Genomic DNA, 21,530 nt, shown 5'->3' on the forward strand with positions numbered 1-21,530 from the left:
CGTTAGGGCTGACCGAAGAAGCCCGACTGGTCACTGCCCTGATTGAAGCCCCCCGAGCTGTGGTCACCCGTGTTCGCCACACCCGTGTTGAGGGTGCCCGAGTTCGCAATGCCTGTGGTCTGCAGGCCAGAGTTTGCGATGCCCACGGTGCCGGCACCCGAGTTATAGAAGCCGACGTTGAAGCCGCCGGAGTTGGTGTTATTGATGCCCGACTGAACGTCACCGTTGTTCCCATAGCCAGCCGAAACATTGCCCGTGTTAAAGAAGCCTGAGGAATTCATGCCGGTGTTGCCGAAGCCCGAGCTCGAAACGGATTGGTCGACCGAGCTTCCAAACCCGGTGTTCCGGTCGCCCGAGTCGAAACCGCCCGTATTGATGCTGCCCGAGTTCGCGAATCCCGTATTGATACTGCCCGCGTTTGCGAAGCCCACGTTTAGGGTGCCCGCGTTGCCAAAGCCCACACTTTGGTTGCCCGCATTGCCAACGCCCACGTTAAAGGAACCGCCGTTCCCGACGCCCATGTCTTCGTTGCCCGCGTTCCCGATGCCCATATTGAAGAAGCCGGCGTTTCCGAAGCCCGTGTTGGTGTCGCCGGCGTTTCCGAAGCCCGTGTTGATGTCGCCCGCGTTTCCAAAGCCGAAGTTGTTGTTGCCCGAATTGAAGAAGCCCACGTTGTTGTTGCCAGAGTTGAAGAAACCGATGTTGTTGTTACCCGAGTTCCCGAAACCTAGATTCCCGATGCCCGAGTTCAGCGCGCCAATGCCCACCAAGTTGTCGCCGGTGAGCCCAAAACCGATGTTGTTGTTGCCATTGTTCCCGAGGCCGAGGTTATTGTCGCCGTTGTTTCCGAAACCGATGTTGGAGGAGCCGATGTTTCCACTGCCCAAGTTGAAGGAACCGAGATTTCCGCCGCCGAAGTTGGTACTTCCGGTGTTTCCACTGCCCAGGTTCCCACTGCCAAAGTTTCCGTTGCCGAGGTTTCCAAAGCCTCGGTTTCCGCTGCCCAGATTGACATTGCCAACGTTTCCGCTGCCGAGATTGGTGTTGCCGATATTTCCGCTGCCCAAATTCGTGGCACCGTCATTTCCGCTGCCCACATTGGCGTTGCCGGAGTTTCCGCTACCTACGTTGGCGTTGCCGGAATTTCCGCTGCCCAGATTGTAGTCACCGGTGTTCCCGCCGCCCAGGTTCCCGACGCCGATGTTGCCGAGGCCGATCGCGGCGGCCAGCGCCGATGGCGCAGCTGGCAACGCCTGCTGCAGACCAATTGACCACGACGACAGCTGCGCCGCGGCCGCCGATGCCCCGCCGTGATAGCCCACCATCGCGGCCACATCGGCGGCCCACATCTGTTCATACATCGCCTCAGCGGCCGCGATCGCCGGCGCATTCTGCCCAAACAGATTCGACAACACCAACTGCACAAACGCATTACGGTTGGCCGCCACCAGCATCGGATGCACCGTCGCCGCCCGCGCCGCCTCAAACGCACTGGCCACCGCCTTGGCCTGAGCCGACGCGCCAGCGGCCCGCGCCGCCGCAGCAGCCAACCACCCCGCATACGGCGCCGCCGCCGCGGCCATCGCCGCCGCCGCCGCACCCTGCCAGGACTGACCCGCCAACCCCGAAGTCACCGACCCAAACGAGGACGCCGCCACCGCCAACTCCGCGGCCAAACGATCCCAAGCCACCGATGCCGCAAGCATCGGCGCAGACCCCGCACCGGTAAACATCCGCAACGAATTAATCTCCGGCGGCAACACCGAATAATTCATCAGCCCAGCCCCTTCCCCTACAGGACGTCCCGGCCAATGACTCAGGCAACGGTGCACGTCTCTGTACTCGTAGAACAAACTGTAGGAAAACGGCGCGACGAATAACGGCGATTTCGTGAAAATTCTGGTTCCCGTCAGAAGCACGCCACCCTCGGCCACCTCGTTTGCGCACGCCTAGAGCCCGCGGTCGGGGGGTGCGGTCTGGATCTCCAAAGCATCTGCTGCTGCCCGGATCTCGGCTAGCCGATCAGGGTCCGACAACAGCGCCGTCATCGCGAACTCGACGATCTCGTCCGGGCTGACCGCGAATTCCGGCAGCGCCAGAGCGTCAAACAACGCCTGCACCAGCCTGGCAGCCGATAACGGATGCATTGCGCGCACATCACCTTCGCCTTGGCCGGTCTCGATCAGGCCAACCAGCGCGCGTTCCATCTCCGCGACTAGCTCCCGCTCCGCGACGAAGGATTCCTGATGCAGGTCCGGGGTGATGAGGATGGAAACCAGCACATAGGGCGAAGCATGCAGGTGGTCCAGGGATTCCGTCAGCCAGCGGTGCAGCTTGACCACCGCCGGAACCGGCATCGCGGTGATGTGACCGAACAGCTCAAGCGGCCACTCCACGGCGAGCCGCACCAGGGCCGCAAGGATATCGCGTTTGGCCGAGAAGTGTTTGTAGATGGCCGGCTGCTCCACCCCGACGGCTGCGGCAATGTCTCGCGTCGAGGTGGAGCTGTAACCCCGCAGCGCGATGAGCTCGGCAGCGGCCCCCAGGATGCGGAGTGCCGTTGGGCTCCAGCGGCCGGCCTGCCTCGGCATGCCGGCAAGGCTAGCTGGCACCTGGGTGGTCGCCAACCAGCGCCATGGCGAGGTTCCGGTAGAACGCGAGCATGCCGGGCCATTCTTTCGAGCTAAGGTGACCCCGTTCGGCGAATCGCGAGCCCGCCCCAACCTGCACGGCCTCCAGTCCGAGCCGGTCCTCGTCATTGATCATCGCCATCACGAACTGCGACGTCTGAGCTGTTGCTGCCGCATCGGCGGCTAACTCGGGGGTGGTGAGCACGCCGCCGAGCACCTGCACCCGGTCGATGCTTTGCGGAATAAAGCCGAACCACACCACCCGCTCGCCCGCTATGGCCAGCGCGCTGTTCGGAAACGTCCACAACACGACCAGATTACTTTTCTGAACCTCGTTGAGCTGCAACGACTTCGCTTCTACTGGAACGGTGAAGGGAACCCTGAGGCGCAACGCCCACCGCGAATACTGCCGAACGTCCAGATCGCCCCCACCAGGAACGAACGGCTCCAGGGTTTGGCGATGCAGGCCGAGCACGTGGTAGTTCTCATGACCATTTTCCGCCGCCACCTTCCAATTAGCTCGCCACTCATGCGACCACGACTCGACCTGCACCATCTCACCGAGCCGATAGCCGGCGAATTCGTCGTCAGTCAGGTCCAGATGCGCCGCGATTGGTTCGGCATCGGCATCCAGGTTGATCCACACCAATCCATTCCAGGTGGCCACGGCGAACTGCGGAAGCCGGCACTCCCTACGGTTGAAGTCTAAGTTGGCGGCCATATGGGGCGCTCCGCGCAACCGGCCATCCAGCCCATAGCGCCACAGGTGGTATTGGCAGGTCAACGTGTCGATGCGCCCCGCACCGGGTTCCACCATCAGCATCAACCGGTGCCGGCAGATCGGCGAAAGAGCGTGCAGCTGCCCGTCGACGTCCCGCACCACCATGACCGGCTCCCCTGCGACGGACACGGTGACGTAGTCACCGGTCTTGGCGACTTGGTCGACATGCGCGACAAGCATCCAGGACCGGTTGAAGATCCGTTCCCGCTCCAGCTGCCACAGCTCCGATGAGGTGTAGGCGGCCGGCGGCAGGCTTAGCGCCGGTGGATTGTCGTCGAGGTAATCCCCGATGTCGGTAAGGATGTCTCCGAGCTCGGCTCGGTTATCAGTTGATAACATACCCTCCATGTTATCGACTGATAACCGATTGTCAACAGCGCGCACCGGCCCGACCGGCCAGCCGGCGGTTCACCTCGAGAACGGACGGGTGGCCAGCACGTAGGTAGCCAACACGGCCAACGGTGCCGCCAACGGCAGCCATGGCACTTGCAGCGGGAACGACGTCGCAGCCAACCCAGCGAACGTGAAACCAACGGCGGCAACGGTCGTCGGCCAGCTCCCGGCGACAACACCGGCCCCGTATCGGCACACCAGGTAGACGGCGGCGCAAAACCCCGACAATGCGGCAAGCACATGCGTCGGGCCGGACACCACGATCATCACCACCGACAACACCACGGCAAGCGTTGCCGCCAGGCGAAACACCGCCGCCACCCCTACCGCAATCACCGCGGCAAGCCCCACGACAACAGCCAGCCCGTGCGATCCCACAGCGGCCGACCCCACCATCATCAGTCCGAACACCGTGGAGAGCCCACGAGTACCCGGGTGCGCAAACGAGGTCATGGCAGCCTCGCCCGGCTAGCTCTGCCCCGTCCGCGACGACGGCGATTGGGCAACGCACCCATCGACTGCTGAAGCGAGTGATCCGCCGGCCAGGACAGCACGTCGACCCCGATGGTGGCCATGTCGCGATACATCGCGGAGCGCTGCAGCGCCCACATCCGGACCACCAGGGGATCCAGTTGGTCCTGGAGCGGACAGCTATCAAGAACGTCGACAGCAACCACGACGTGGCCGCGTTTACGCAGGTCGATCAACGCCAGCGCGAACTCGGTATCCAGCAGCGTGGAAAACGCAATGACAACCGCTCCTGCGGGAACAGCTGCGCGCGGAGCCAGCGTCCCGGTGGTGTTTTCGAACCCTTCCCCGGCGCCGAGCACGGTGTCGAGCACCCGATAGAACTGGCGCTGCCCGATGTCGGCGCCCAGCCATCGCGGCCGATTGCCGCCCAGCGCAACGATCCCAGCACGGTCACCGTTTCGCAGCGCGGTTTGCACCACCTGAGCAGCACCCCGCACGACTCGTTCGGTGGCCTCGGTCGCCGGACCCGCCGGCTGTCGATACATGTCGATCAACACCACCACGTCAGCGGCCCGGTCGGTCAACCGCCTTGTCACGTGCAGTCGGCCACGGCGCGCGCTTACCACCCAGTTCACGGCACGTAGCTGGTCGCCCGGGACATATGGGCGAATGTCGGCGTATTCGACACCCGGCCCGACGTGCCGGGTGAGATGAGCTCCCAGGCGGTCGAGCAATTCGGTCTGCGGCAGTGGCGTCGACTGCGGCGGTGTCAGCGGAAACACGACGATTTCGGCGGCGTCGACGGTTCCGGCTCCCATCAACAACCCACCGCGTGCGACGACGGCGACCCGGGCCCGGATAGGATAGCGCCCCCAGCGTTGCGCCACCGCGGAAACCGTTGTCGTCCGGCGTGACACGGATTCCAGAGCTTCGAACTGCATTCCCGCCAACGCCGATACCGTGAGTTCGACCGCGGCGTCCACGGATTCCGTTGTGACCCACACGGTCACTCGCACATGTTCGTTCTCGAAACATCGCTGCGAATCCGGGTCACCGTGCACCTGGATCACCGGGACCGGACGCTGCCAGCTGATCGAGCACAACACGCCGAGCAGCGGCGCCGCGAACGCAATCAGCTGCCAACGACCAGCGACGACCGCTGCGGCTAGCGCAACTCCGGCACAGGTGGCAATCGCCAGCGTCAGTTGTGATGCACGCCAGCGCAACTCGACTTCACACGTTTGGATCACATCGCGCCGTAGTTCATCCAGCCAACCCGCTACGTTCCACTAATTCGGGGAACAGGCAGACGCCGCAACAGCTCTGAGACCACATCAGCGCCCGCAATCTTGCGCACCCACATCTCCGGGCGCAATGTGATCCGATGCGCGACGGCCGCGGTCGCAAGTTCCTTGACATCTTCGGGTATGACGTAGTCCCGGCCGAGCAACAGAGCGCGGGCACGGGAGAGCTGGACCAGGTCGAGTTCGGCTCGCGGGCTGGCGCCGACGGCCACCTGCGGATGGTGCCGGGTAGCGTTGGCCAACGACACCACATAGTGCAAGACGTCCTCGTGCACGGTGACCTGCTCGACCGATTCACGCATGGCCAACAGATCGTGGCAGTCCACCACCTGATTCACCGTCGGATCCGCAGAACCGCGTTCCAGGCGACGGCGCAGCATCGAGGTCTCGTCTCGCTCGGAGAGGTAGCGCAGTTCCAACCGGATCGCGAACCGATCCAGTTGCGCCTCCGGCAGTGGATATGTGCCCTCGTATTCGATCGGATTGTCGGTCGCCAGAACGATGAATGGCATTGCCAGTTTATGGGTTTGGCCATCGATGCTCACCTGGCCCTCGGCCATTGCCTCCAACAGTGCCGCTTGCGTCTTCGGCGGCGTCCGGTTGATCTCGTCGGCGAGCAACAGGTTGGTGAAAATAGGCCCGGCCCGGAATTCGAAACGACCGGACTGCATGTCATAGATGGTCGAGCCGAGCAGATCGGCCGGCAGCAAATCAGGCGTGAATTGCACTCGGGTGAAATCGAGCCCCAACGCGGCGGCGAAGGATCGCGCGATCAGCGTCTTGCCGAGGCCGGGGAGATCTTCGATGAGCACGTGGCCACGGGCGAGCACGGCGGTGAGGATGAGTGTCAGTGCAGAGCGCTTCCCCACCACCACACGTTCGATTTCGTCGAGCACCGCCTCGCAGTGGGCGGTGGTCGTCGCGGCCGGCATAATCATCGTTGAGTCATACCTGTTCTAACTTCTGCAGAATTTCTTCCAGTGCCGCACGGCCGGGGCCTGGTTGACGGTCGCCGGTGTGCGTCACATTGTTCGGGTTGACCCATTCCCACAATTCGTCGCCGAAAAGCATTCGGCCGGTGGCAGCAAAGGCAACCGGGTCTTTGGCCTGTCTATGGCCGGTGGCGATTTCGAACCGTCGTGCGAGCATCGGACGCAAATGCCGGTCCCAGTCGGCTCGAGTGGACTCCGACCACCGGATCGTCGTCTCGGTGTTGGAGAGCCACCGGCGCAACCCCTCCCCCAGATCGTCGGAGTCCGGCGCAGCCGTGAGTTCGTCCCGGTTGCCCAGCATCCGGCGGACGTTGAGCAGCACCAGAGCCAGGGCGAGCCCCGACCCGGCGAGCACGAGCCGACGGTCGTGCAGTATCAGCGCCAGCAGCTCAATCCCCACGATGAGGAAAATCCCCAGGGCGATAAGCCTTTTCATATAGCGGTCCGAGTGCTCAGTTCGTCAAGAACCAGTCGAAGCAAACGCATCGCCACCTCACGGTGCTCCTCGTTCATCACGTGCGGGCTAAAACGCGCCTCGGCGAACAGGCTCACCAACGCGGCGGCACTAGCACCATGGAGCGCACGGTGTTCGACGGCTCGGGCCAGCACCTCGGTCGGGGTGTCGAAGTCCTGAGGGGCAACACCGGGAACATGCGACAGTTCACGCTCCATCGCCACGTAACACGCAATTATCGCCTCCCGTGGTTCGCGGCGGAGGTCGGCCATCTCGGCCAGTCCGATCTCGGCGGCACGCGCCAGTGATTCCGAACGCGCCGAGGGCGCCGGAGACTCGATGCGATCGCCACTGATACGAGCCGGTGCCGACTTGCGCTGTCGTCGCGAGGTAATCAGCGACCCCGCGACGACCATCAAGAACAGGCCGATTGTGCTGGCAAAGAGAATGCCGAGCACGTCGTCATTGTTGTCTTGCGGCGGTTGCGGGCGCGACGGCGTGGTGCTGGAAGCATCCGGCGTAGCGGTTGAATCCGGTATGGGCGCAGCAGGACCGACATCATCGGGCACGAACAACCGTGCCAGCAGTATCGCAATCAGCAGCCAGGCCAGGATTGTCCCGAGTCCGAGCAACAGCACACGCCAGTTCGGACGCCCTGCTGCACCGCCAAGCATTGCCGAGAGCTCCCCCGCGCTGGGCGCCACCGGGAGCGGATGTCGCAACCGGGTGATGATGGCGAGCGCTATCAGCGCGAGCGTCGCGGCAAGTGCGGCGACAATGAACATCAGCGCCGCCCGGCTGCCGCCGGCCGCCGCGAGCGGTGCACCGTCGTCGGCCGGCAGGTGGCCGCGCAGGGCAGCGCCAGCAAGCATCAAGAGCACGATCACGACGACGACGCGCCCTGTCGGTTTGTCACTACCGGGCTTAGTACCGGGCATACGCACACCACTCGACCGGTTGCCTGCCGCCGTTGCGGCCTGGGGGTTGGTTCAACCTGGCTTGGTTCATACTGGCACGTCAGACGACACTGCCGCCAGGAGCGGCGCGGTGGACCCCTCGCACGACGATCGCGGTGGTTTGGTCCACCCACGCGTCGTCCAGCATGTCGTCCGGGTACAGCAGCATCCGCAGCATGGTGGCGCCCCCGATCAGCTCGATCAACCGGTCCGGGTCCACGTCGGGATGCGCCTCGCCGCGGTCGACGGCCTCGCGCAGGCGCATGCGCACCGCGGCGAATAAGTCGGCAAAACGCGCCAGCACCCGGGCGTTGAGTTCAGCGTCTGCGGTCATATCGGCTACCAGACCGGGTAACGCGGCCCGCACCACCGGGGTGGTGAACACATCGCGGGTGGCCGCGATCATCATTCGGATGTCGGCGGCGATATCACCGGCCGCAGCCTGCAGCGCGGTGGGCGCGGCGGGAAACGCGGCCTCGTGCACTAGTTCGGCCTTGCTCGACCACCGCCGGTACAACGCCGATTTGGTGGTGCCGGCGCGTTCGGCGACCGCGGCCAAGCTGAGGTTCGAATACCCGATCTGCACAAGCAGTTCCGCCGTCGCCGACAGGATCGCCGAGTCGATGCGCGGATCACGCGGCCGCCCGGCGCCGGGGGCCTTGTCAAGGGAGGGCAGGTCTGCTTTCATAACGCTACCTAAAGTAGCGTAATTGCCGCACCAGGGAGGCGCTTGTGGCCAACGAACCGGCAATCGGAGCCATCGACCGACTCCAGCGCTCGAGCCGCGACGTGACCACCCTGCCGGCGGTGATATCGCGCTGGCTGTCGAGCGTGTTGCCCGGTGGGGCGGCACCCGAGGTGACCGTGGAAAGTGGCGTGGACTCCACCGGCATGTCGTCGGAAACCATCATCTTGACCGCGCGGTGGCAACAAGACGGGCGATCGATCCAGCAGAAGCTGGTGGCGCGGGTGGCGCCGGCCGCCGAGGACGTGCCGGTGTTCCCGACGTATCGGCTTGACCACCAATTCGAAGTGATCCGGCTGGTCGGAGAGCTGACCGACGTTCCCGTCCCGCGGGTGCGCTGGATCGAGACCACCGGCGACGTGCTGGGAACTCCGTTCTTTCTGATGGACTACGTCGAGGGCGTGGTGCCGCCCGACGTCATGCCGTACACGTTCGGTGACAACTGGTTCGCCGACGCGCCCGCCGAGCGCCAGCGCCAACTGCAGGACGCCACCGTCGCAGCGTTGGCCACACTACATTCAATCCCTAACGCCCAGAACACGTTTAGCTTCCTCACCCAGGGCCGCACCAGCGATACCACGCTGCACCGGCACTTCAACTGGGTACGGTCCTGGTACGACTTCGCGGTGGAAGGCATCGGTCGATCCCCACTACTGGAACGGACTTTCGAGTGGCTGCAAAGCCACTGGCCGGACGACGCTGCCGCGCGCGAGCCGGTGTTGCTGTGGGGGGACGCGCGGGTGGGCAACGTCTTGTACCGAGACTTTCAGCCGGTGGCGGTGCTGGACTGGGAAATGGTGGCGCTGGGTCCACGGGAACTCGACGTCGCGTGGATGATATTTGCGCACAGGGTATTTCAGGAGCTTGCCGGTTTGGCGACGCTGCCGGGTTTGCCGGAGGTGATGCGTGAGGACGATGTGCGCGCCACCTACCAGGCGCTTACCGGCGTGGAACTTGGTGACCTGCACTGGTTTTACGTGTACTCCGGGGTCATGTGGGCATGCGTGTTCATGCGCACCGGTGCGCGGCGAGTGCACTTCGGCGAGATCGAGAAGCCCGACGATGTGGAGTCGCTGTTCTATCACGCCGGCTTGATGAAGCATCTTCTTGGAGAGGAGCACTAATGCCGCAAATGCTAGGCCCACTCGACGAGTACCCGCTACATCAGCTTCCCCAGCCGATCGCCTGGCCGGGCTCCTCCGACCGCAACTTCTACGACCGCTCCTACTTCAACGCCCACGACCGCACCGGGAACATCTTTCTGATCACCGGTATCGGCTACTACCCTAACCTGGGCGTGAAAGACGCGTTCGTGCTGATCAGGCGTGCGGACATACAGACCGCGGTGCATCTTTCGGATGCCATCGACTCCGACCGGCTACACCAGCACGTCAACGGTTACCGGGTGGAGGTCGTCGAGCCGCTGCGAAAACTGCGTATCGTGCTCGACGAAACCGAAGGTGTGGCGGCCGATCTCACCTGGGAGGGCCTGTTCGACGTCGTCCAGGAACAGCCGCACGTCTTGCGCTCCGGCAACCGGGTGACCCTGGATGCGCAGCGCTTCGCGCAGCTGGGCACCTGGAGCGGCCGCATCGTCGTCGACGGCGAACGGATCGCCGTCGATCCGGCGACCTGGCTCGGCAGCCGGGACCGGTCCTGGGGCATCCGGCCGGTGGGGGAACCAGAACCGGCGGGCCGGCCCGCCGACCCACCCTTCGAGGGCATGTGGTGGCTGTATGTGCCGTTGGCCTTCGACGACTTCGCCGTCGTGCTGATCATCCAGGAAGAACCCGACGGGTTCCGCTCGCTCAACGACTGCACCCGGATCTGGCGTGACGGCCACGTCGAGCAGCTGGGCTGGCCGCGGGTGCGGATCCACTACCGCTCCGGCACCCGCATCCCGACCGGGGCGACGATCGAGGCAAGCACCCCCGACGGCGCGCCGGTGCACTTCGACGTGGAGTCCAAACTGGCGGTGCCGACCCATGTCGGTGGCGGCTACGGGGGTGACTCGGACTGGTCACATGGCATGTGGAAGGGCGAGAAGTTCGTCGAGCGAAGAACCTACGACATGACCGATCCGACGATCATCGCGCGGGCCGGCTTCGGCGTCATCGACCACGTCGGTCGCGCGCTATGCCGCGACGGCGACGGGAATCCAGTGCAGGGCTGGGGTCTGTTTGAACACGGGGCGCTGGGCCGCCACGACCCATCGGGGTTCGCCGACTGGTCTACGCTGGCGCCCTAGGCGCTTCAGGCTTACTTCGGCACCGGTGAGGCTATCCGCATTCGCGAGTCCAGGGTTCCTGGGCGCCGGCCGGGAAACGGCCCGAAAACGACGGCAGCCGGAATAGCCGACCGGAACCGCCGAAATGCGGTTGACTAGAGCGGTGACAAACCCACCGTGGACTGTCGATGTTGTCGTGGTGGGCGCGGGCTTCGCCGGGCTGGCCGCGGCCCGCGAGCTGACGCGACAGGGTCACGAGGTGCTGGTGTTCGAAGGCCGCGATCGGGTGGGCGGCCGCTCGTTAACCGGTCGCGTGGCAGGGGTGCCCGCGGATATGGGCGGCTCGTTCATCGGCCCGACCCAAGACGCCGTGCTGGCGTTGGCCACCGAGCTGGGGATCCCGACAACCCCGACCCACCGCGACGGCCGAAACGTCATCCAGTGGCGGGGATCGGCACGCAGCTATCGTGGCACCATCCCCAAGCTGTCGCTGACCGGGCTCATCGACATCGGCCGGTTGCGTTGGCAATTCGAGCGAATTGCCCGCGGCGTTCCGGTGGCCGCCCCCTGGGATGCGCGGCGCGCGCGTGAACTCGACGACGTGTCGCTCGGGGAGTGGTTGCGCTTGGTGCGCGCCACATCGTCCTCGCGGAACCTGATGGCCATCATGACCCGGGTGACCTGGGGTTGTGAGCCCGACGATGTCTCGATGCTGCACGCCGCCCGCTACGTACGCGCGGCCGGCGGCCTGGACCGGCTGCTCGACGTCAAAAATGGTGCCCAGCAGGACCGTGTGCCGGGGGGGACACAGCAGATCGCCCAGGCGGCCGCCGCCCAACTCGGCGCACGCGTCCTGCTCAACGCCGCGGTGCGTCGCATCGACCGGCACGGAGCGGGTGTGACGGTCACGTCCGATCAGGGTCAGGCCGAGGCCGGGTTCGTCATCGTCGCCATTCCACCGGCCCATCGCGTGGCCATCGAGTTCGATCCCCCGCTGCCGCCGGAATATCAGCAGCTCGCCCACCATTGGCCGCAGGGCCGGCTGAGCAAGGCCTACGCGGCCTATTCGACGCCGTTCTGGCGGGCCAGCGGGTATTCCGGCCAGGCGCTGTCCGATGAGGCGCCGGTGTTCATCACCTTCGACGTCAGTCCGCACGCCGACGGGCCAGGCATTCTGATGGGGTTCGTCGATGCTCGCGGGTTCGACTCGCTACCCATCGAAGAGCGCCGCCGCGATGCATTGCGCTGCTTTGCGTCGCTGTTCGGCGACGAAGCGCTCGACCCCCTTGATTATGTTGACTATCGTTGGGGTACAGAGGAATTCGCGCCGGGTGGTCCGACCGCGGCGGTACCGCCGGGGTCGTGGACGAAATACGGTCACTGGTTACGTGAGCCGGTCGGTCCGATTCACTGGGCGAGCACTGAGACCGCGGACGAATGGACCGGGTATTTCGACGGCGCCGTCAGATCCGGTCAGCGTGCCGCCGCCGAGGTCGCCGCCCTGCTATGAGCTGATCCGCCGGTCCCGGACGTGCCGGGTCACCGATTCGGCCAGCGCCCGCAGGTGGCTGTTCACCTCTTGGTGCCGTTCCAGCATCGAGCAGTGGCCGCCGGGCAGTTCAACGAGGCCGACGACATTGGGCGCGGTGCGCGCAATCCTGCGGGACTGGCTGATCGGCGTTAGTCGATCACGTACGCCGCCGATCACCAGGGTTGGCACCGTCAGACCATCCAGGTTGAGGTGTGCCGACCCTACTTCCTCGACGAGCATCTTCGCGCAGCCGCCGCGCCCCGCGGCAGACGTCTGGGTGAACAACTCATAGACCAGTCTCGTGGCGCTGGGGTCCGCGTCGGCGGCGACCGCCAGCGTGGAGATCACGTGCCGGCTTAAGGCCCTGGCCGCGCCGGGGAGTGGAAACCCGCCGAACGTGTTGACCAGGCTCCGGCCGGCCAGCACCCGAACCGGGGACAACTCGCGTGGCACCGACAGCAGTTTCACCTTGCGCACCAGGTCGCCGGTGGTGGTGTTGATCAGCGCGACGGCGTCCGTGCGGCGGCGGACTTTGTGGCGGTAGCGGTCCGACCAGGCGGCAATGGTAATGCCGCCCATCGAGTGCCCAGCGACCACCGCACGCTCGCGCGGGGCCAACGTAGCGTCCAACACCGAATCGAGGTCGGCCGCAAGGTGATTGAGGCTGTAGGCGCCACGCCGTGGGACACCGCTTCGACCGTGGCCGCGATGGTCGAAGGCGATCACCCGGTAGTCGCCGGCCAGGTCGGCGATTTGGTATGCCCAGGCCCGGATGGCGCAGACGAAACCGTGCGTCAGCACAATCGGATAGCCGTGAGGCGGCCCGAACACCTGGGTGTGTAACGGGGTGCCGTCCGCCGCACGGACGGTCAAGGTGCGGCTAGGCGGTAGGACGTCTGGAATCTGGGTAGCCCCGCTGCTTCGAGTGGGTCTCCGAGCACTCATCGCCGCTCCCCCTTCGACGCGGCCCCGTTGCCGCCTTCCGGATGTCGCCCACTCTAGCGTGCAGTTACTTACGGGTAGCTGGAAATCGCTGAAGCATAGGATCACAGAATAATAACGTCGCGGCCCCTGCTCTCAGCTGGTTTCGCATCGCCAGCCGATCAGTAGTCGTCTCAGTAATCGTCGAGGGCGGCCACGTTGCGCCAACTCGGCCACGTCGTCTCCCAGATCCGGTGAATTCGGCCGTTGCGGTAGGCGGCAATGAGTACCACCTCGATGCGGGTCGGCTCCTCGCCAGGTCGCGACGTGGTGATCCACACCCGCCCGGCAACCTTGTCTGGGCCTCTACCCATGCGTGCTCGTCGTATTCGACCGCGTAGCTGATCGCCGTGGCGTAGAGCTTGCGGTGGCTATCGCGGAATTTTGCGAAGCTCTGGCTCAGCCCGTCGGAGTACATCAGGAAGTCTGGGTCGTAGTAGTGCTCGATCAGCTCCGCGTTTTTGGCGACGACCATCCGATCGAACATTTCCCGAAGCAGCGCAACGGACATTCGGCGATCCTAAACCCTGGCCGCCGGCCATCTCACAACGTGAGCGTGGACGAATCCCCATCCATTGCGATGACGAGTTCAGACCGGACGGGCCGTTGCCTGATCAATCAGGACCTCCGCTGCCGCTCGGGCGTGCGCCCAGGGGCCGGCATCGTCGAGGGAGGTGGACAGTGCGGCCGCGCCCTCGAACAGCACGGCGAGTTGATTGCCCAGGCTGCGCGGATGCGCTGCGCCGGCTTCTCGGGCCAGCCGGGCGAGGCCTTTGATGTAGTCGCGTTTGTGCGAGTGGACGATCCGCTCGACTCCGGGCATCTCCCCGGCCGCCTCGACCGCCGCGTTGTGGAATGGACAACCTCGCATCCGCCCATCGCCCCTGTTTGGACGATCGAACAATGCGAGCAGCCGCTCGCGTGGTGTCGCGTTGGATGCCTTGGGCATCTTGTCGGCCTCGCCGGCGGCTTGCCGGAGCCCGCGCAGGTACTCCTCCACCAACGCGGACTTACTCGGAAAGTGTTGGTAGAGAGTCCGCTTGGATACCGAAGCCTTGTTCGCAATCAGTTCGACCCCGGTGGCGTTGATGCCCTCGCAGTAGAACAGCTCTGCAGCCGCCTTCAAGATACGCTGACGAGCGCCGCGGCCCCCGCGCCTGGGGGGTTCCGTTGTTCTGGTGACCGGCGGCATAGTGCTGAGTATACCGACCTGTTTACAACACCCCTTAGCGCGTGTACCGTCAAAGCACAAAGTACACCAATCGGTTTACTGTAGGAGGTCTCATGACTTCACTAGCCGAGCGGACCGTGCTCGTCACCGGCGCCAACCGCGGCATGGGCCGCGAATACGTCGCTCAGCTTCTCGGTCGCAAAGTGGCAAAGGTCTATGCCGCTACCCGCAACCCGCTGGCAATCGACGTTAGCGATCCGCGCGTGATTCCGCTCCAACTCGACGTCACCGACGCGGTGTCGGTCGCCGAGGCAGCCGACTTAGCAACCGATGTCGGCATTCTGATCAACAATGCCGGCATCTCCCGGGCGTCCTCGGTGCTCGACAAGGACACATCCGCGCTTCGCGGCGAGCTGGAGACGAACCTGTTCGGACCGCTCGCGCTGGCCTCCGCGTTCGCCGACCGCATCGCCGAGAGATCCGGTGCCATCGTCAACGTTTCCTCGGTACTCGCCTGGCTTCCCCTTGGCATGAGCTATGGAGTGTCCAAGGCGGCGATGTGGAGCGCGACGGAGTCGATGCGTATCGAGCTGGCGCCGCGCGGTGTGCAGGTGGTGGGCGTCTACGTGGGGCTGGTCGACACCGACATGGGTCGATTCGCCGACGCGCCGAAGTCCGATCCTGCCGATGTGGTCCGCCAGGTGCTCGACGGAATAGAGGCTGGCAAGGAGGACGTGCTGGCCGACGAGATGAGCCGTCAGGTGCGCGCGTCGCTGAATGTCCCTGCGCGGGAACGTATCGCGCGGTTGATGGGTAACTGAGTCCGAAAGTCGATATGGCCATGTCCGCCAAGGCCTCAGACGATATTGCCTGGCTACCGGCGACCGCTCAACTCGCGGTGCTCGCCGCCAAGAAGGTGTCCAGCGCGGAGTTAGTCGAGCTGTATCTTTCCCGAATCGACACGTACAACGCGTCGCTCAACGCGATCGTCACCGTTGACCCCGACGCCGCCCGACGCGTCGCCAAGCGGTCCGATGCGGCACGAGCCCGCGGCGACGAACTCGGCCCGTTGCATGGGTTGCCGATCACCGTCAAGGACAGCTATGAGACGGCCGGCATGCGCACGACCTGCGGTCGCCGCGACCTTGCCGACTATGTACCCACCCAGGACGCCGAGGCGGTCGCCCGGTTGCGCCGGGCCGGCGCGATCATCATGGGCAAGACAAACATGCCCACCGGCAACCAGGACGTCCAGGCCAGCAATCCGGTCTTCGGCCGCACCAACAACCCATGGGACGCCGCGCGCACGTCCGGCGGCTCGGCCGGCGGCGGGGCGGCCGCCACCGCGGCCGGGCTGACCAGCTTCGACTACGGCTCGGAGATCGGCGGCTCTACCAGGATCCCGGCTCATTACTGCGGTCTGTACGGCCACAAATCGACCTGGCGCTCGGTTCCTCTGGTCGGGCACATTCCCAGCGCACCAGGTAATCCCGGGCGATGGGGGCAAGCCGACATGGCCTGCGCGGGCGTGCAGGTGCGCGGTGCCCGCGACATCATCCCCGCACTGGAGGCGACCGTCGGGCCGATGCGGGCGGACGGAGGATTCTCGTATGCGCTCGCTCCGCCACGAGCCGGCGCGCTCAAAGACTTCCGGGTCGCGGTCTGGGCCGAGGACCCGCATTGCCCAATTGACGCCGACGTGCGTCGGGCCATGGATGATGCTGTCGCCGCGCTGCGCGCCGCGGGCGCACACGTCGTTGAGCAGCCCGCCACCATCCCGGTCGATATGGCGGTGTCGCACAACATCTTCCAGAGTCTGGTGTTCGGCGCCTTCGCTGTCGACCGGTCCACCCTCAGCCCAGCCTCCGCCGCCGCGCTCGGATTACGCGCGGTTCGGCATCCTCGGGGCGAAGCCGCCAACGCCCTGGGTGCGACGCTACAGAGCCACCGTGCGTGGTTGTTCGCCGATGCGGCGCGCCACGAAATGCGCGACCGGTGGGCCGGATTCTTCAACGAGTTCGACGTGCTGCTCCTGCCCGTCACGCCCACCCCCGCGCCGCTCCACCACAACAAGGACCACGACCGGTTGGGCCGCACCATCGACGTCGACGGCGTCTCACGATCGTACTGGGACCAACTCAAATGGAACGCGCTGGCCAACATCGCCGGCACCCCGGCCACCACCATGCCCATCACCACCACAGCTACCGGACTCCCGATCGGCATCCAGGCGATGGGGCCCGCGGGCGGAGACCGCACCACCGTAGAGTTCGCCGCCCTGCTCACCGAAGTCCTAGGCGGCTTCCGCGTTCCCCCTCTTTAGGAACGCTCGGGCAGGGCCGCAATAACCTCGGCGAGCCGATCGGGCTGCTCCGCTGTCGTCAGGTGGCCGCCCGCAAGCTCGGTGATTTCCACCGAATCCGCAAGCCGCTCTCGGGCGAGCCGCAGTTGCTCTCCCTCGAATGGATCCTCGGCGCTGCCCACCACACCAAAGGCGACCTCATCGCCCAGCGCCGAAATGATCCGCGCCAGGTCCCAGCGCGCTGCGTGCTCGCGATGCTCGTCCACGAAGCCCGCCGTGGCGGGCAGCACGCGCACGCCGTCGCGCCGGCTGATCGCGTCGTGGAGCTCCTTCATCTCCGCTGCGCTTAATGGGTATCCGCGCGAGAAGACGGGGCGCAAGAATGGGGCGAACATGCGCCATGAGCGCTGGCCGATCGGCGTGATCGCCGCGCCGAGCGGCGATGTGAGCAGCGGCGTCGTATACCAGGCGTGGGTGTGGCCGTCGGCAAAGATGCCGCCGTTGGCGAGCAGGCAAGCCGTGATTCGGGTCCGCTGATCGTTTCCCGCCCGCTCGCGATCGATCCGCCGCGCCAGCAGCTCAAGGCTGACGATGCAGGAGTAGTCGAAGGCAACGACGACGGTCTGCGCTATCCCCTCGGCGTGCCAGAGGGCTTCGACGAGATCCGCGCGCTCGAAGGTCGAGTACGGGTAATCCCGGGGTTTGTCGGAGTCGCCGTGGCCGATGTAGTCCAGGTAGATGCGGGGGAAGTGGAATCGCGAGCTCAAGAAAGCTTCCACCTTCGCCCAACCGTAGGAACCATCCGGCCAGCCAGGCAGGAACGTTCGCGTGACCCCCGTCCCAGCAGCGCGCCGTATGAACGCGCGCAGCGGCGAACGTGGGTTGATGCCCGGCCGCTCAGCGTCGTAGCCCACCCTCTCCCCAGCGGAGAACCACTCCTGTGCGCTGATGAGCGCGCTCGCCCGGTGCGTCATCGCGCGCTCGCTAGCCGTTGGCGGAGGTTGTCGAGGTCCATGTCGGTGCATCTCCGCAACCAAAGTACACCGATAAGTTTACGTGTCGCATTAACCGATGTACAGTGTCGGTTATAAGTACACCGATCAGTATACAAGGAGTCGGCGTGCCCCAGAGACAGGCCGGCGACATCGGCGCGACATACCAGGACGCGCCCACGAAGAGCATCAATGTGGGCGGAACGCGTTTTGTCTACCGGCGGCTCGGTGCTGATGCCGGCGTGCCGGTGATCTTTCTGCACCACTTGGGCGCGGTCTTAGACAACTGGGATCCACGGGTCGTCGACGGCATCGCCGCCAAGCATCCAGTGGTCACTTTCGACAACCGCGGTGTCGGCGCTTCGGAAGGCCAGACGCCGGACACCGTGACCACCATGGCCGACGATGCGATCGCCTTTGTCCGTGCCCTGGGGTTCGATCAGGTTGATCTCCTTGGATTCTCGTTGGGCGGCTTCGTCGCGCAGGTGATCGCGCAGCAAGAACCGCAGCTCGTTCGCAAGATCATCCTCGCGGGTACCGGACCGGCCGGTGGTGTCGGCATCGGCAAGGTTACTTTCGGGACGATCCGCGAGAGCATCAAGGCCACACTGACTTTCAGGGATCCCAAGGAGTTGCGGTTCTTCACGCGAACCGACAGCGGCAAATCGGCGGCGCGACAGTTCGTGAAGCGGCTCAAGGAACGGAAGGACAATCGCGACAAATCGATTACAGTGCGCGCGTTCCGCTCCCAGCTCAAGGCCATCCATGCATGGGGCACGCAAAAGCCTTCGGACTTGACGAGCATCGGCCATCCGGTCCTGATCGCAAACGGTGACGACGACACGATGGTGCCCACCAGCAACTCGTTGGACCTCGCTGACCGGCTGCCCGACGCCACGCTGCGCATCTATCCCGACGCCGGCCACGGCGGGATATTCCAGCACCACGCACAGTTTGTGGACGATGCCCTGCAGTTTCTCGAGTCGTGAAGCGATTTCGCATGACCACCAAAGCCACGCCCAGACCAGTTGGATTCGCCGCTCCTCCCCACCGTTTCGCGGTATCGGCAGAGCGCACCCATGGATCTATCACCGCACCGGCGGACGAGTCGGCTGCAAGTTGCGACTCGGCGCCGGATTCCGCAAACCGGTGCCGACACTGCTACTCGAACACCGGAGCCGCAAGTCCGGCAAGAACTTCGTCGCACCACTGCTTTACATCACCGACCGTAACAATGTCATCGTCGTTGCCTCTGCCCTTGGGCAGGCAGAAAACCCGCAGTGGTATCGCAACCTGCCGCCCAATCCCGACACCCACATTCAGATCGGATCCGATCGCCGCCCGGTGAGAGCCGTCGTGGCCAGCTCGGACGAGCGGGCGCGCCTATGGCCGCGCCCAGTAGACGCCTACGCCGACTTCGATTCTTGCCAAAGCTGGACCGAGCGTGGGATTCCGGTGATCATCTTGCGGCCACGCTAATAGGCGTCGGCCTGCTCCGCGTGGTCGAGCGATCCCGGTGCGGTTACCCGCTACGGGGTGCTTTCGGCACCGCGATCGGCTAGGCCACCGAGGGAGCAGACATCGAATACAGCGGCCGAATCAAGTCGCTGGACCCGGCAACTCCCACGGGTGTCGTCACCGTCGCCGCGATGACTGGCGGCCGGAAGACCTTTGGCCAGGCGACGTTGAACGTCCGCTTCCGCTGACCCGGCGGCCTGGTGACGGCGGCCGAGGACAAAGAAGAGCGGCTTCGGCTGTCCGGAACCCGGATCGAACTCGAGGAGCTACTTCAGCTTCCGGTCGATGTTGCGTACGAGGGCCTGTTGACGGACGACGTTTCCGAATCCGTTCGCAAAAAGCTCATTACGCTACGAGCCGGTCCCTCAAGAACCGCCTGCTCGAATCTGCGCAACCCCGCTGGCGTTGGGGCGGACGACGGTGCTCGGCGTGATGTGGTGCACCAAAGGGACATTGCCGACGGAACTGGCGTTGAGCCAGCAACACACCGTTGATCGCATGAGTGATGTCCACCCAACCGCGGTCACCGACAACGGGGATCCAGTCGGGATCATCGCTGGCATAAGGATATCGGCCTGCACCGGCATTGTGTGCTCACGGCCATCGCTGCCTGGGACCAATCACCAGCCCCTGGAAGGTCGACTACAGCCACAAGCCCGACGATGGTCGACAGATCAAGATACGTCTTTCGACAAAACAAGATCCAATGGTCGACAAAACAGGACAAACTATTCGACAAATCGGGATCAGATGTACGACAAAACAGGAGTACTTTGACGTTGTGGTGCATGATGAGGCTGGTCACGAGCTGATCGAGCGGCACATGCTCGAACAGTTGCGCGAGGTTGCGGAGTACACCCGTGTCGTGCTGATCAATGGTCCACGGCAGGCTGGTAAGACGACGCTGCTCCAACAATTGCACGCCGAGCTAGGCGGATGGCTGCGTTCGTTGGATGTTGACGTCGAACGCGCGTCGGCGCGAGCCGATCCCGAGGGGTACATCATGTCCGCGCCGCGCCCGACGTTCTTGGACGAGGTCCAGTGCGCCGGGGATCCGTTGATCCTGGCGATCAAGACGGCAACCGATCGTGACCGCCGGCCCAGACAGTTCTTCCTGTCGGGGTCGACCCGATTCCTGACGGTGCCGACGCTGTCGGAATCACTGGCCGGACGGGTTGCGATCCTCGACCTCTGGCCGCTGTCTGTCGCTGAACGATCGGGTGTCCGGCCGGAGATCATTGCGCAACTGTTCACTGAACCCCAAGTGGTCCTGGGCACGGAGCCCGCCCCGGTCACGCGACATGAGTATCTGCAGCTGGCCTGCGCGGGTGGCTTTCCGGAAGTTGTGCAGCGCCCGGCGGGTCGCGCCCGCAGCCGGTGGTTCTCGGACTATCTGCGCACGGTGACGCAGCGCGACGTGCGCGAGCTGAAGCGGATCGAGCAGACGGATCGCCTGCCGCGGTTCATGCGCTACCTGGCCGCTATCACCGCGCAGGAGCTGAACGTGGCCGAAGCGGCGCGGGTCATCGGGGTCGACGCGGGGACGATCCGTTCGGATCTGGCGTTGTTCGAGACGGTCTATCTGGTACATCGCCTGCCCGCCTGGTCGCGGAATCTGACCGCGAAGATCAAGAAGCGGTCAAAGATCCACGTCGTCGACAGTGGCTTCGCGGCCTGGTTGCGCGGGCAAAGCGCCGACTCCCTGGCCAGGCCAACCGCGGAGGGCGCGGGCCCGATCATGGAAACGTTCGTGATCAACGAGCTGATGAAGCTACGTGCGGCGACCGAACTCGAGGTTGACCTGTATCACTTTCGCGATCGAGACGGACGGGAGATCGACTGCATTCTTCAGACCCCAGACAGTCGCGTCGTCGGTGTCGAGGTCAAAGCCTCGGCGACAGTGAACGTCCATGATTTCCGACACTTGTCATTCGCGCGTGACCGACTCGGCGACGAATTCATCACCGGAGTTCTCTTCTACACTGGTGCCCGGGCTTTGCCGTTCGGCGACCGGTTGATGGCTCTACCCATCAATCTCCTCTGGAACGGACAATCCGTCTCCAGCCTGTAGGCGCATACCGA

At 64.8% G+C, this 21,530-nt stretch carries 22 protein-coding genes; 9 read left to right on the top strand and 13 right to left on the bottom strand.

Annotation, left to right across the window (positions count from 1 at the left end; all coding sequences use genetic code 11):
• Positions 1–2 precede the first annotated feature (2 nt).
• The 9 genes from PPE53 to Rv3167c all read right to left on the bottom strand — a co-directional run bounded on the left by PPE53 (position 3) and on the right by Rv3167c (position 8,669).
• On the bottom strand, positions 3–1,775 hold the full coding sequence (gene PPE53 / locus Rv3159c) for a PPE family protein PPE53 (protein ID YP_177937.1): 1,773 nt from the start codon (positions 1,773–1,775) through the stop codon (positions 3–5).
• 174 nt (positions 1,776–1,949) lie between these two features.
• On the bottom strand, positions 1,950–2,591 hold the full coding sequence (locus Rv3160c; protein NP_217676.1) for a TetR family transcriptional regulator: 642 nt from the start codon (positions 2,589–2,591) through the stop codon (positions 1,950–1,952).
• A gap of 10 nt (positions 2,592–2,601) precedes the next feature.
• Positions 2,602–3,750, bottom strand: coding sequence for a dioxygenase (locus tag Rv3161c; RefSeq protein ID NP_217677.1), 1,149 nt, complete (start codon positions 3,748–3,750; stop codon positions 2,602–2,604).
• A 69-nt stretch (positions 3,751–3,819) separates the two neighbouring features.
• Positions 3,820–4,257 (bottom strand): integral membrane protein, encoded by a 438-nt coding sequence (locus Rv3162c; RefSeq protein NP_217678.1) that lies wholly within the window; start codon positions 4,255–4,257, stop codon positions 3,820–3,822.
• Positions 4,254–5,525 (bottom strand): hypothetical protein, encoded by a 1,272-nt coding sequence (locus tag Rv3163c; RefSeq protein ID NP_217679.1) that lies wholly within the window; start codon positions 5,523–5,525, stop codon positions 4,254–4,256. The genes Rv3162c and Rv3163c overlap by 4 nt, the downstream gene beginning before the upstream one ends.
• A gap of 29 nt (positions 5,526–5,554) precedes the next feature.
• Positions 5,555–6,517, bottom strand: a complete 963-nt coding sequence (moxR3, locus tag Rv3164c) for a methanol dehydrogenase transcriptional regulator MoxR (protein ID NP_217680.1) — start codon at positions 6,515–6,517, stop codon at positions 5,555–5,557.
• 7 nt (positions 6,518–6,524) lie between these two features.
• Positions 6,525–7,007 carry a hypothetical protein gene (locus tag Rv3165c; protein ID NP_217681.1) on the bottom strand — a complete coding sequence of 161 codons (483 nt, stop codon included), beginning with the start codon at positions 7,005–7,007 and terminating at the stop codon, positions 6,525–6,527.
• Positions 7,004–7,963, bottom strand: coding sequence for a hypothetical protein (locus Rv3166c; protein NP_217682.1), 960 nt, complete (start codon positions 7,961–7,963; stop codon positions 7,004–7,006). Before Rv3166c ends, Rv3165c begins: the two co-directional genes overlap by 4 nt.
• A gap of 79 nt (positions 7,964–8,042) precedes the next feature.
• A complete protein-coding gene (locus Rv3167c) occupies positions 8,043–8,669 on the bottom strand; it encodes a TetR family transcriptional regulator (RefSeq protein ID NP_217683.1) in 627 nt (208 codons plus the stop codon).
• A 44-nt stretch (positions 8,670–8,713) separates the two neighbouring features.
• On the opposite strand from Rv3167c, the gene Rv3168 reads away from it, so the two are divergent.
• From Rv3168 to aofH, 3 genes are all read left to right on the top strand, one after another.
• On the top strand, positions 8,714–9,850 hold the full coding sequence (locus Rv3168) for an aminoglycoside phosphotransferase (protein NP_217684.1): 1,137 nt from the start codon (positions 8,714–8,716) through the stop codon (positions 9,848–9,850).
• Entirely contained in the window at positions 9,850–10,974 is a 1,125-nt protein-coding gene (locus Rv3169; protein NP_217685.1) for a hypothetical protein, read from the top strand. The genes Rv3168 and Rv3169 overlap by 1 nt, the downstream gene beginning before the upstream one ends.
• Positions 10,975–11,116: 142 nt before the next feature.
• Positions 11,117–12,463 (top strand): flavin-containing monoamine oxidase, encoded by a 1,347-nt coding sequence (aofH, locus tag Rv3170; protein ID NP_217686.1) that lies wholly within the window; start codon positions 11,117–11,119, stop codon positions 12,461–12,463.
• Here the strand turns inward: aofH and hpx are convergent.
• From hpx to Rv3173c, 3 genes are all read right to left on the bottom strand, one after another.
• Positions 12,458–13,357 (bottom strand): non-heme haloperoxidase Hpx, encoded by a 900-nt coding sequence (hpx, locus tag Rv3171c; RefSeq protein ID NP_217687.1) that lies wholly within the window; start codon positions 13,355–13,357, stop codon positions 12,458–12,460. The two genes, aofH and hpx, sit on opposite strands and share 6 nt — an antisense overlap.
• 136 nt (positions 13,358–13,493) lie before the next feature.
• Positions 13,494–13,976 carry a hypothetical protein gene (locus tag Rv3172c; RefSeq protein ID NP_217688.1) on the bottom strand — a complete coding sequence of 161 codons (483 nt, stop codon included), beginning with the start codon at positions 13,974–13,976 and terminating at the stop codon, positions 13,494–13,496.
• 78 nt (positions 13,977–14,054) lie between these two features.
• Complete coding sequence (locus tag Rv3173c) at positions 14,055–14,657, bottom strand: TetR/Acr family transcriptional regulator (RefSeq protein ID NP_217689.1); 603 nt, start codon at positions 14,655–14,657, stop codon at positions 14,055–14,057.
• A 92-nt stretch (positions 14,658–14,749) separates the two neighbouring features.
• Between Rv3173c and Rv3174 the strand changes: the two genes are divergently transcribed.
• The gene (locus tag Rv3174) at positions 14,750–15,457 is read left to right on the top strand and encodes a short-chain dehydrogenase/reductase (RefSeq protein NP_217690.1); all 708 of its coding nucleotides are present in this window, start codon (positions 14,750–14,752) and stop codon (positions 15,455–15,457) included.
• A gap of 14 nt (positions 15,458–15,471) precedes the next feature.
• On the top strand, positions 15,472–16,959 hold the full coding sequence (locus tag Rv3175; RefSeq protein NP_217691.1) for an amidase: 1,488 nt from the start codon (positions 15,472–15,474) through the stop codon (positions 16,957–16,959).
• On the opposite strand, the gene mesT is transcribed toward Rv3175, so the two are convergent.
• Positions 16,956–17,912, bottom strand: a complete 957-nt coding sequence (gene mesT / locus Rv3176c) for an epoxide hydrolase MesT (protein YP_177938.1) — start codon at positions 17,910–17,912, stop codon at positions 16,956–16,958. The genes Rv3175 and mesT overlap by 4 nt on opposite strands.
• Before the next feature lie 146 nt (positions 17,913–18,058).
• Here mesT and Rv3177 point away from each other — a divergent pair, with 146 nt between their 5' ends.
• The 4 genes from Rv3177 (at position 18,059) to Rv3179 (ending at position 21,519) form a co-directional block, all read left to right on the top strand.
• Entirely contained in the window at positions 18,059–18,919 is an 861-nt protein-coding gene (locus tag Rv3177) for a peroxidase (RefSeq protein NP_217693.1), read from the top strand.
• 130 nt (positions 18,920–19,049) lie between these two features.
• Entirely contained in the window at positions 19,050–19,409 is a 360-nt protein-coding gene (locus tag Rv3178) for a nitroreductase (RefSeq protein NP_217694.1), read from the top strand.
• 239 nt (positions 19,410–19,648) lie between these two features.
• The gene (locus tag Rv3178a) at positions 19,649–19,942 is read left to right on the top strand and encodes a hypothetical protein (RefSeq protein YP_009030043.1); all 294 of its coding nucleotides are present in this window, start codon (positions 19,649–19,651) and stop codon (positions 19,940–19,942) included.
• A gap of 287 nt (positions 19,943–20,229) precedes the next feature.
• The gene (locus tag Rv3179; RefSeq protein ID NP_217695.1) at positions 20,230–21,519 is read left to right on the top strand and encodes a hypothetical protein; all 1,290 of its coding nucleotides are present in this window, start codon (positions 20,230–20,232) and stop codon (positions 21,517–21,519) included.
• Positions 21,520–21,530: the final 11 nt, after the last annotated feature.

Origin of the sequence: Mycobacterium tuberculosis H37Rv (assembly GCF_000195955.2) — a bacterium.
Classification (GTDB): Bacteria; Actinomycetota; Actinomycetes; order Mycobacteriales; family Mycobacteriaceae; genus Mycobacterium; species Mycobacterium tuberculosis.

What these genes read in the sequence shown, in the direction of transcription:
- PPE53 (YP_177937.1), bottom strand. Translation starts at nt 1,775, where the DNA reads ATGAATTATTCGGTGTTGCCGCCGGAGATTAATTCGTTGCGGATGTTT.
- Rv3160c (NP_217676.1), bottom strand. Translation starts at nt 2,591, where the DNA reads ATGCCGAGGCAGGCCGGCCGCTGGAGCCCAACGGCACTCCGCATCCTG.
- Rv3161c (NP_217677.1), bottom strand. Translation starts at nt 3,750, where the DNA reads ATGTTATCAACTGATAACCGAGCCGAGCTCGGAGACATCCTTACCGAC.
- Rv3162c (NP_217678.1), bottom strand. Translation starts at nt 4,257, where the DNA reads ATGACCTCGTTTGCGCACCCGGGTACTCGTGGGCTCTCCACGGTGTTC.
- moxR3 (NP_217680.1), bottom strand. Translation starts at nt 6,517, where the DNA reads ATGATTATGCCGGCCGCGACGACCACCGCCCACTGCGAGGCGGTGCTC.
- Rv3165c (NP_217681.1), bottom strand. Translation starts at nt 7,007, where the DNA reads ATGAAAAGGCTTATCGCCCTGGGGATTTTCCTCATCGTGGGGATTGAG.
- Rv3166c (NP_217682.1), bottom strand. Translation starts at nt 7,963, where the DNA reads ATGCCCGGTACTAAGCCCGGTAGTGACAAACCGACAGGGCGCGTCGTC.
- Rv3167c (NP_217683.1), bottom strand. Translation starts at nt 8,669, where the DNA reads ATGAAAGCAGACCTGCCCTCCCTTGACAAGGCCCCCGGCGCCGGGCGG.
- Rv3169 (NP_217685.1), top strand. Translation starts at nt 9,850, where the DNA reads ATGCCGCAAATGCTAGGCCCACTCGACGAGTACCCGCTACATCAGCTT.
- Rv3172c (NP_217688.1), bottom strand. Translation starts at nt 13,976, where the DNA reads ATGTCCGTTGCGCTGCTTCGGGAAATGTTCGATCGGATGGTCGTCGCC.
- Rv3173c (NP_217689.1), bottom strand. Translation starts at nt 14,657, where the DNA reads ATGCCGCCGGTCACCAGAACAACGGAACCCCCCAGGCGCGGGGGCCGC.
- Rv3174 (NP_217690.1), top strand. Translation starts at nt 14,750, where the DNA reads ATGACTTCACTAGCCGAGCGGACCGTGCTCGTCACCGGCGCCAACCGC.
- Rv3175 (NP_217691.1), top strand. Translation starts at nt 15,472, where the DNA reads ATGGCCATGTCCGCCAAGGCCTCAGACGATATTGCCTGGCTACCGGCG.
- mesT (YP_177938.1), bottom strand. Translation starts at nt 17,912, where the DNA reads ATGACGCACCGGGCGAGCGCGCTCATCAGCGCACAGGAGTGGTTCTCC.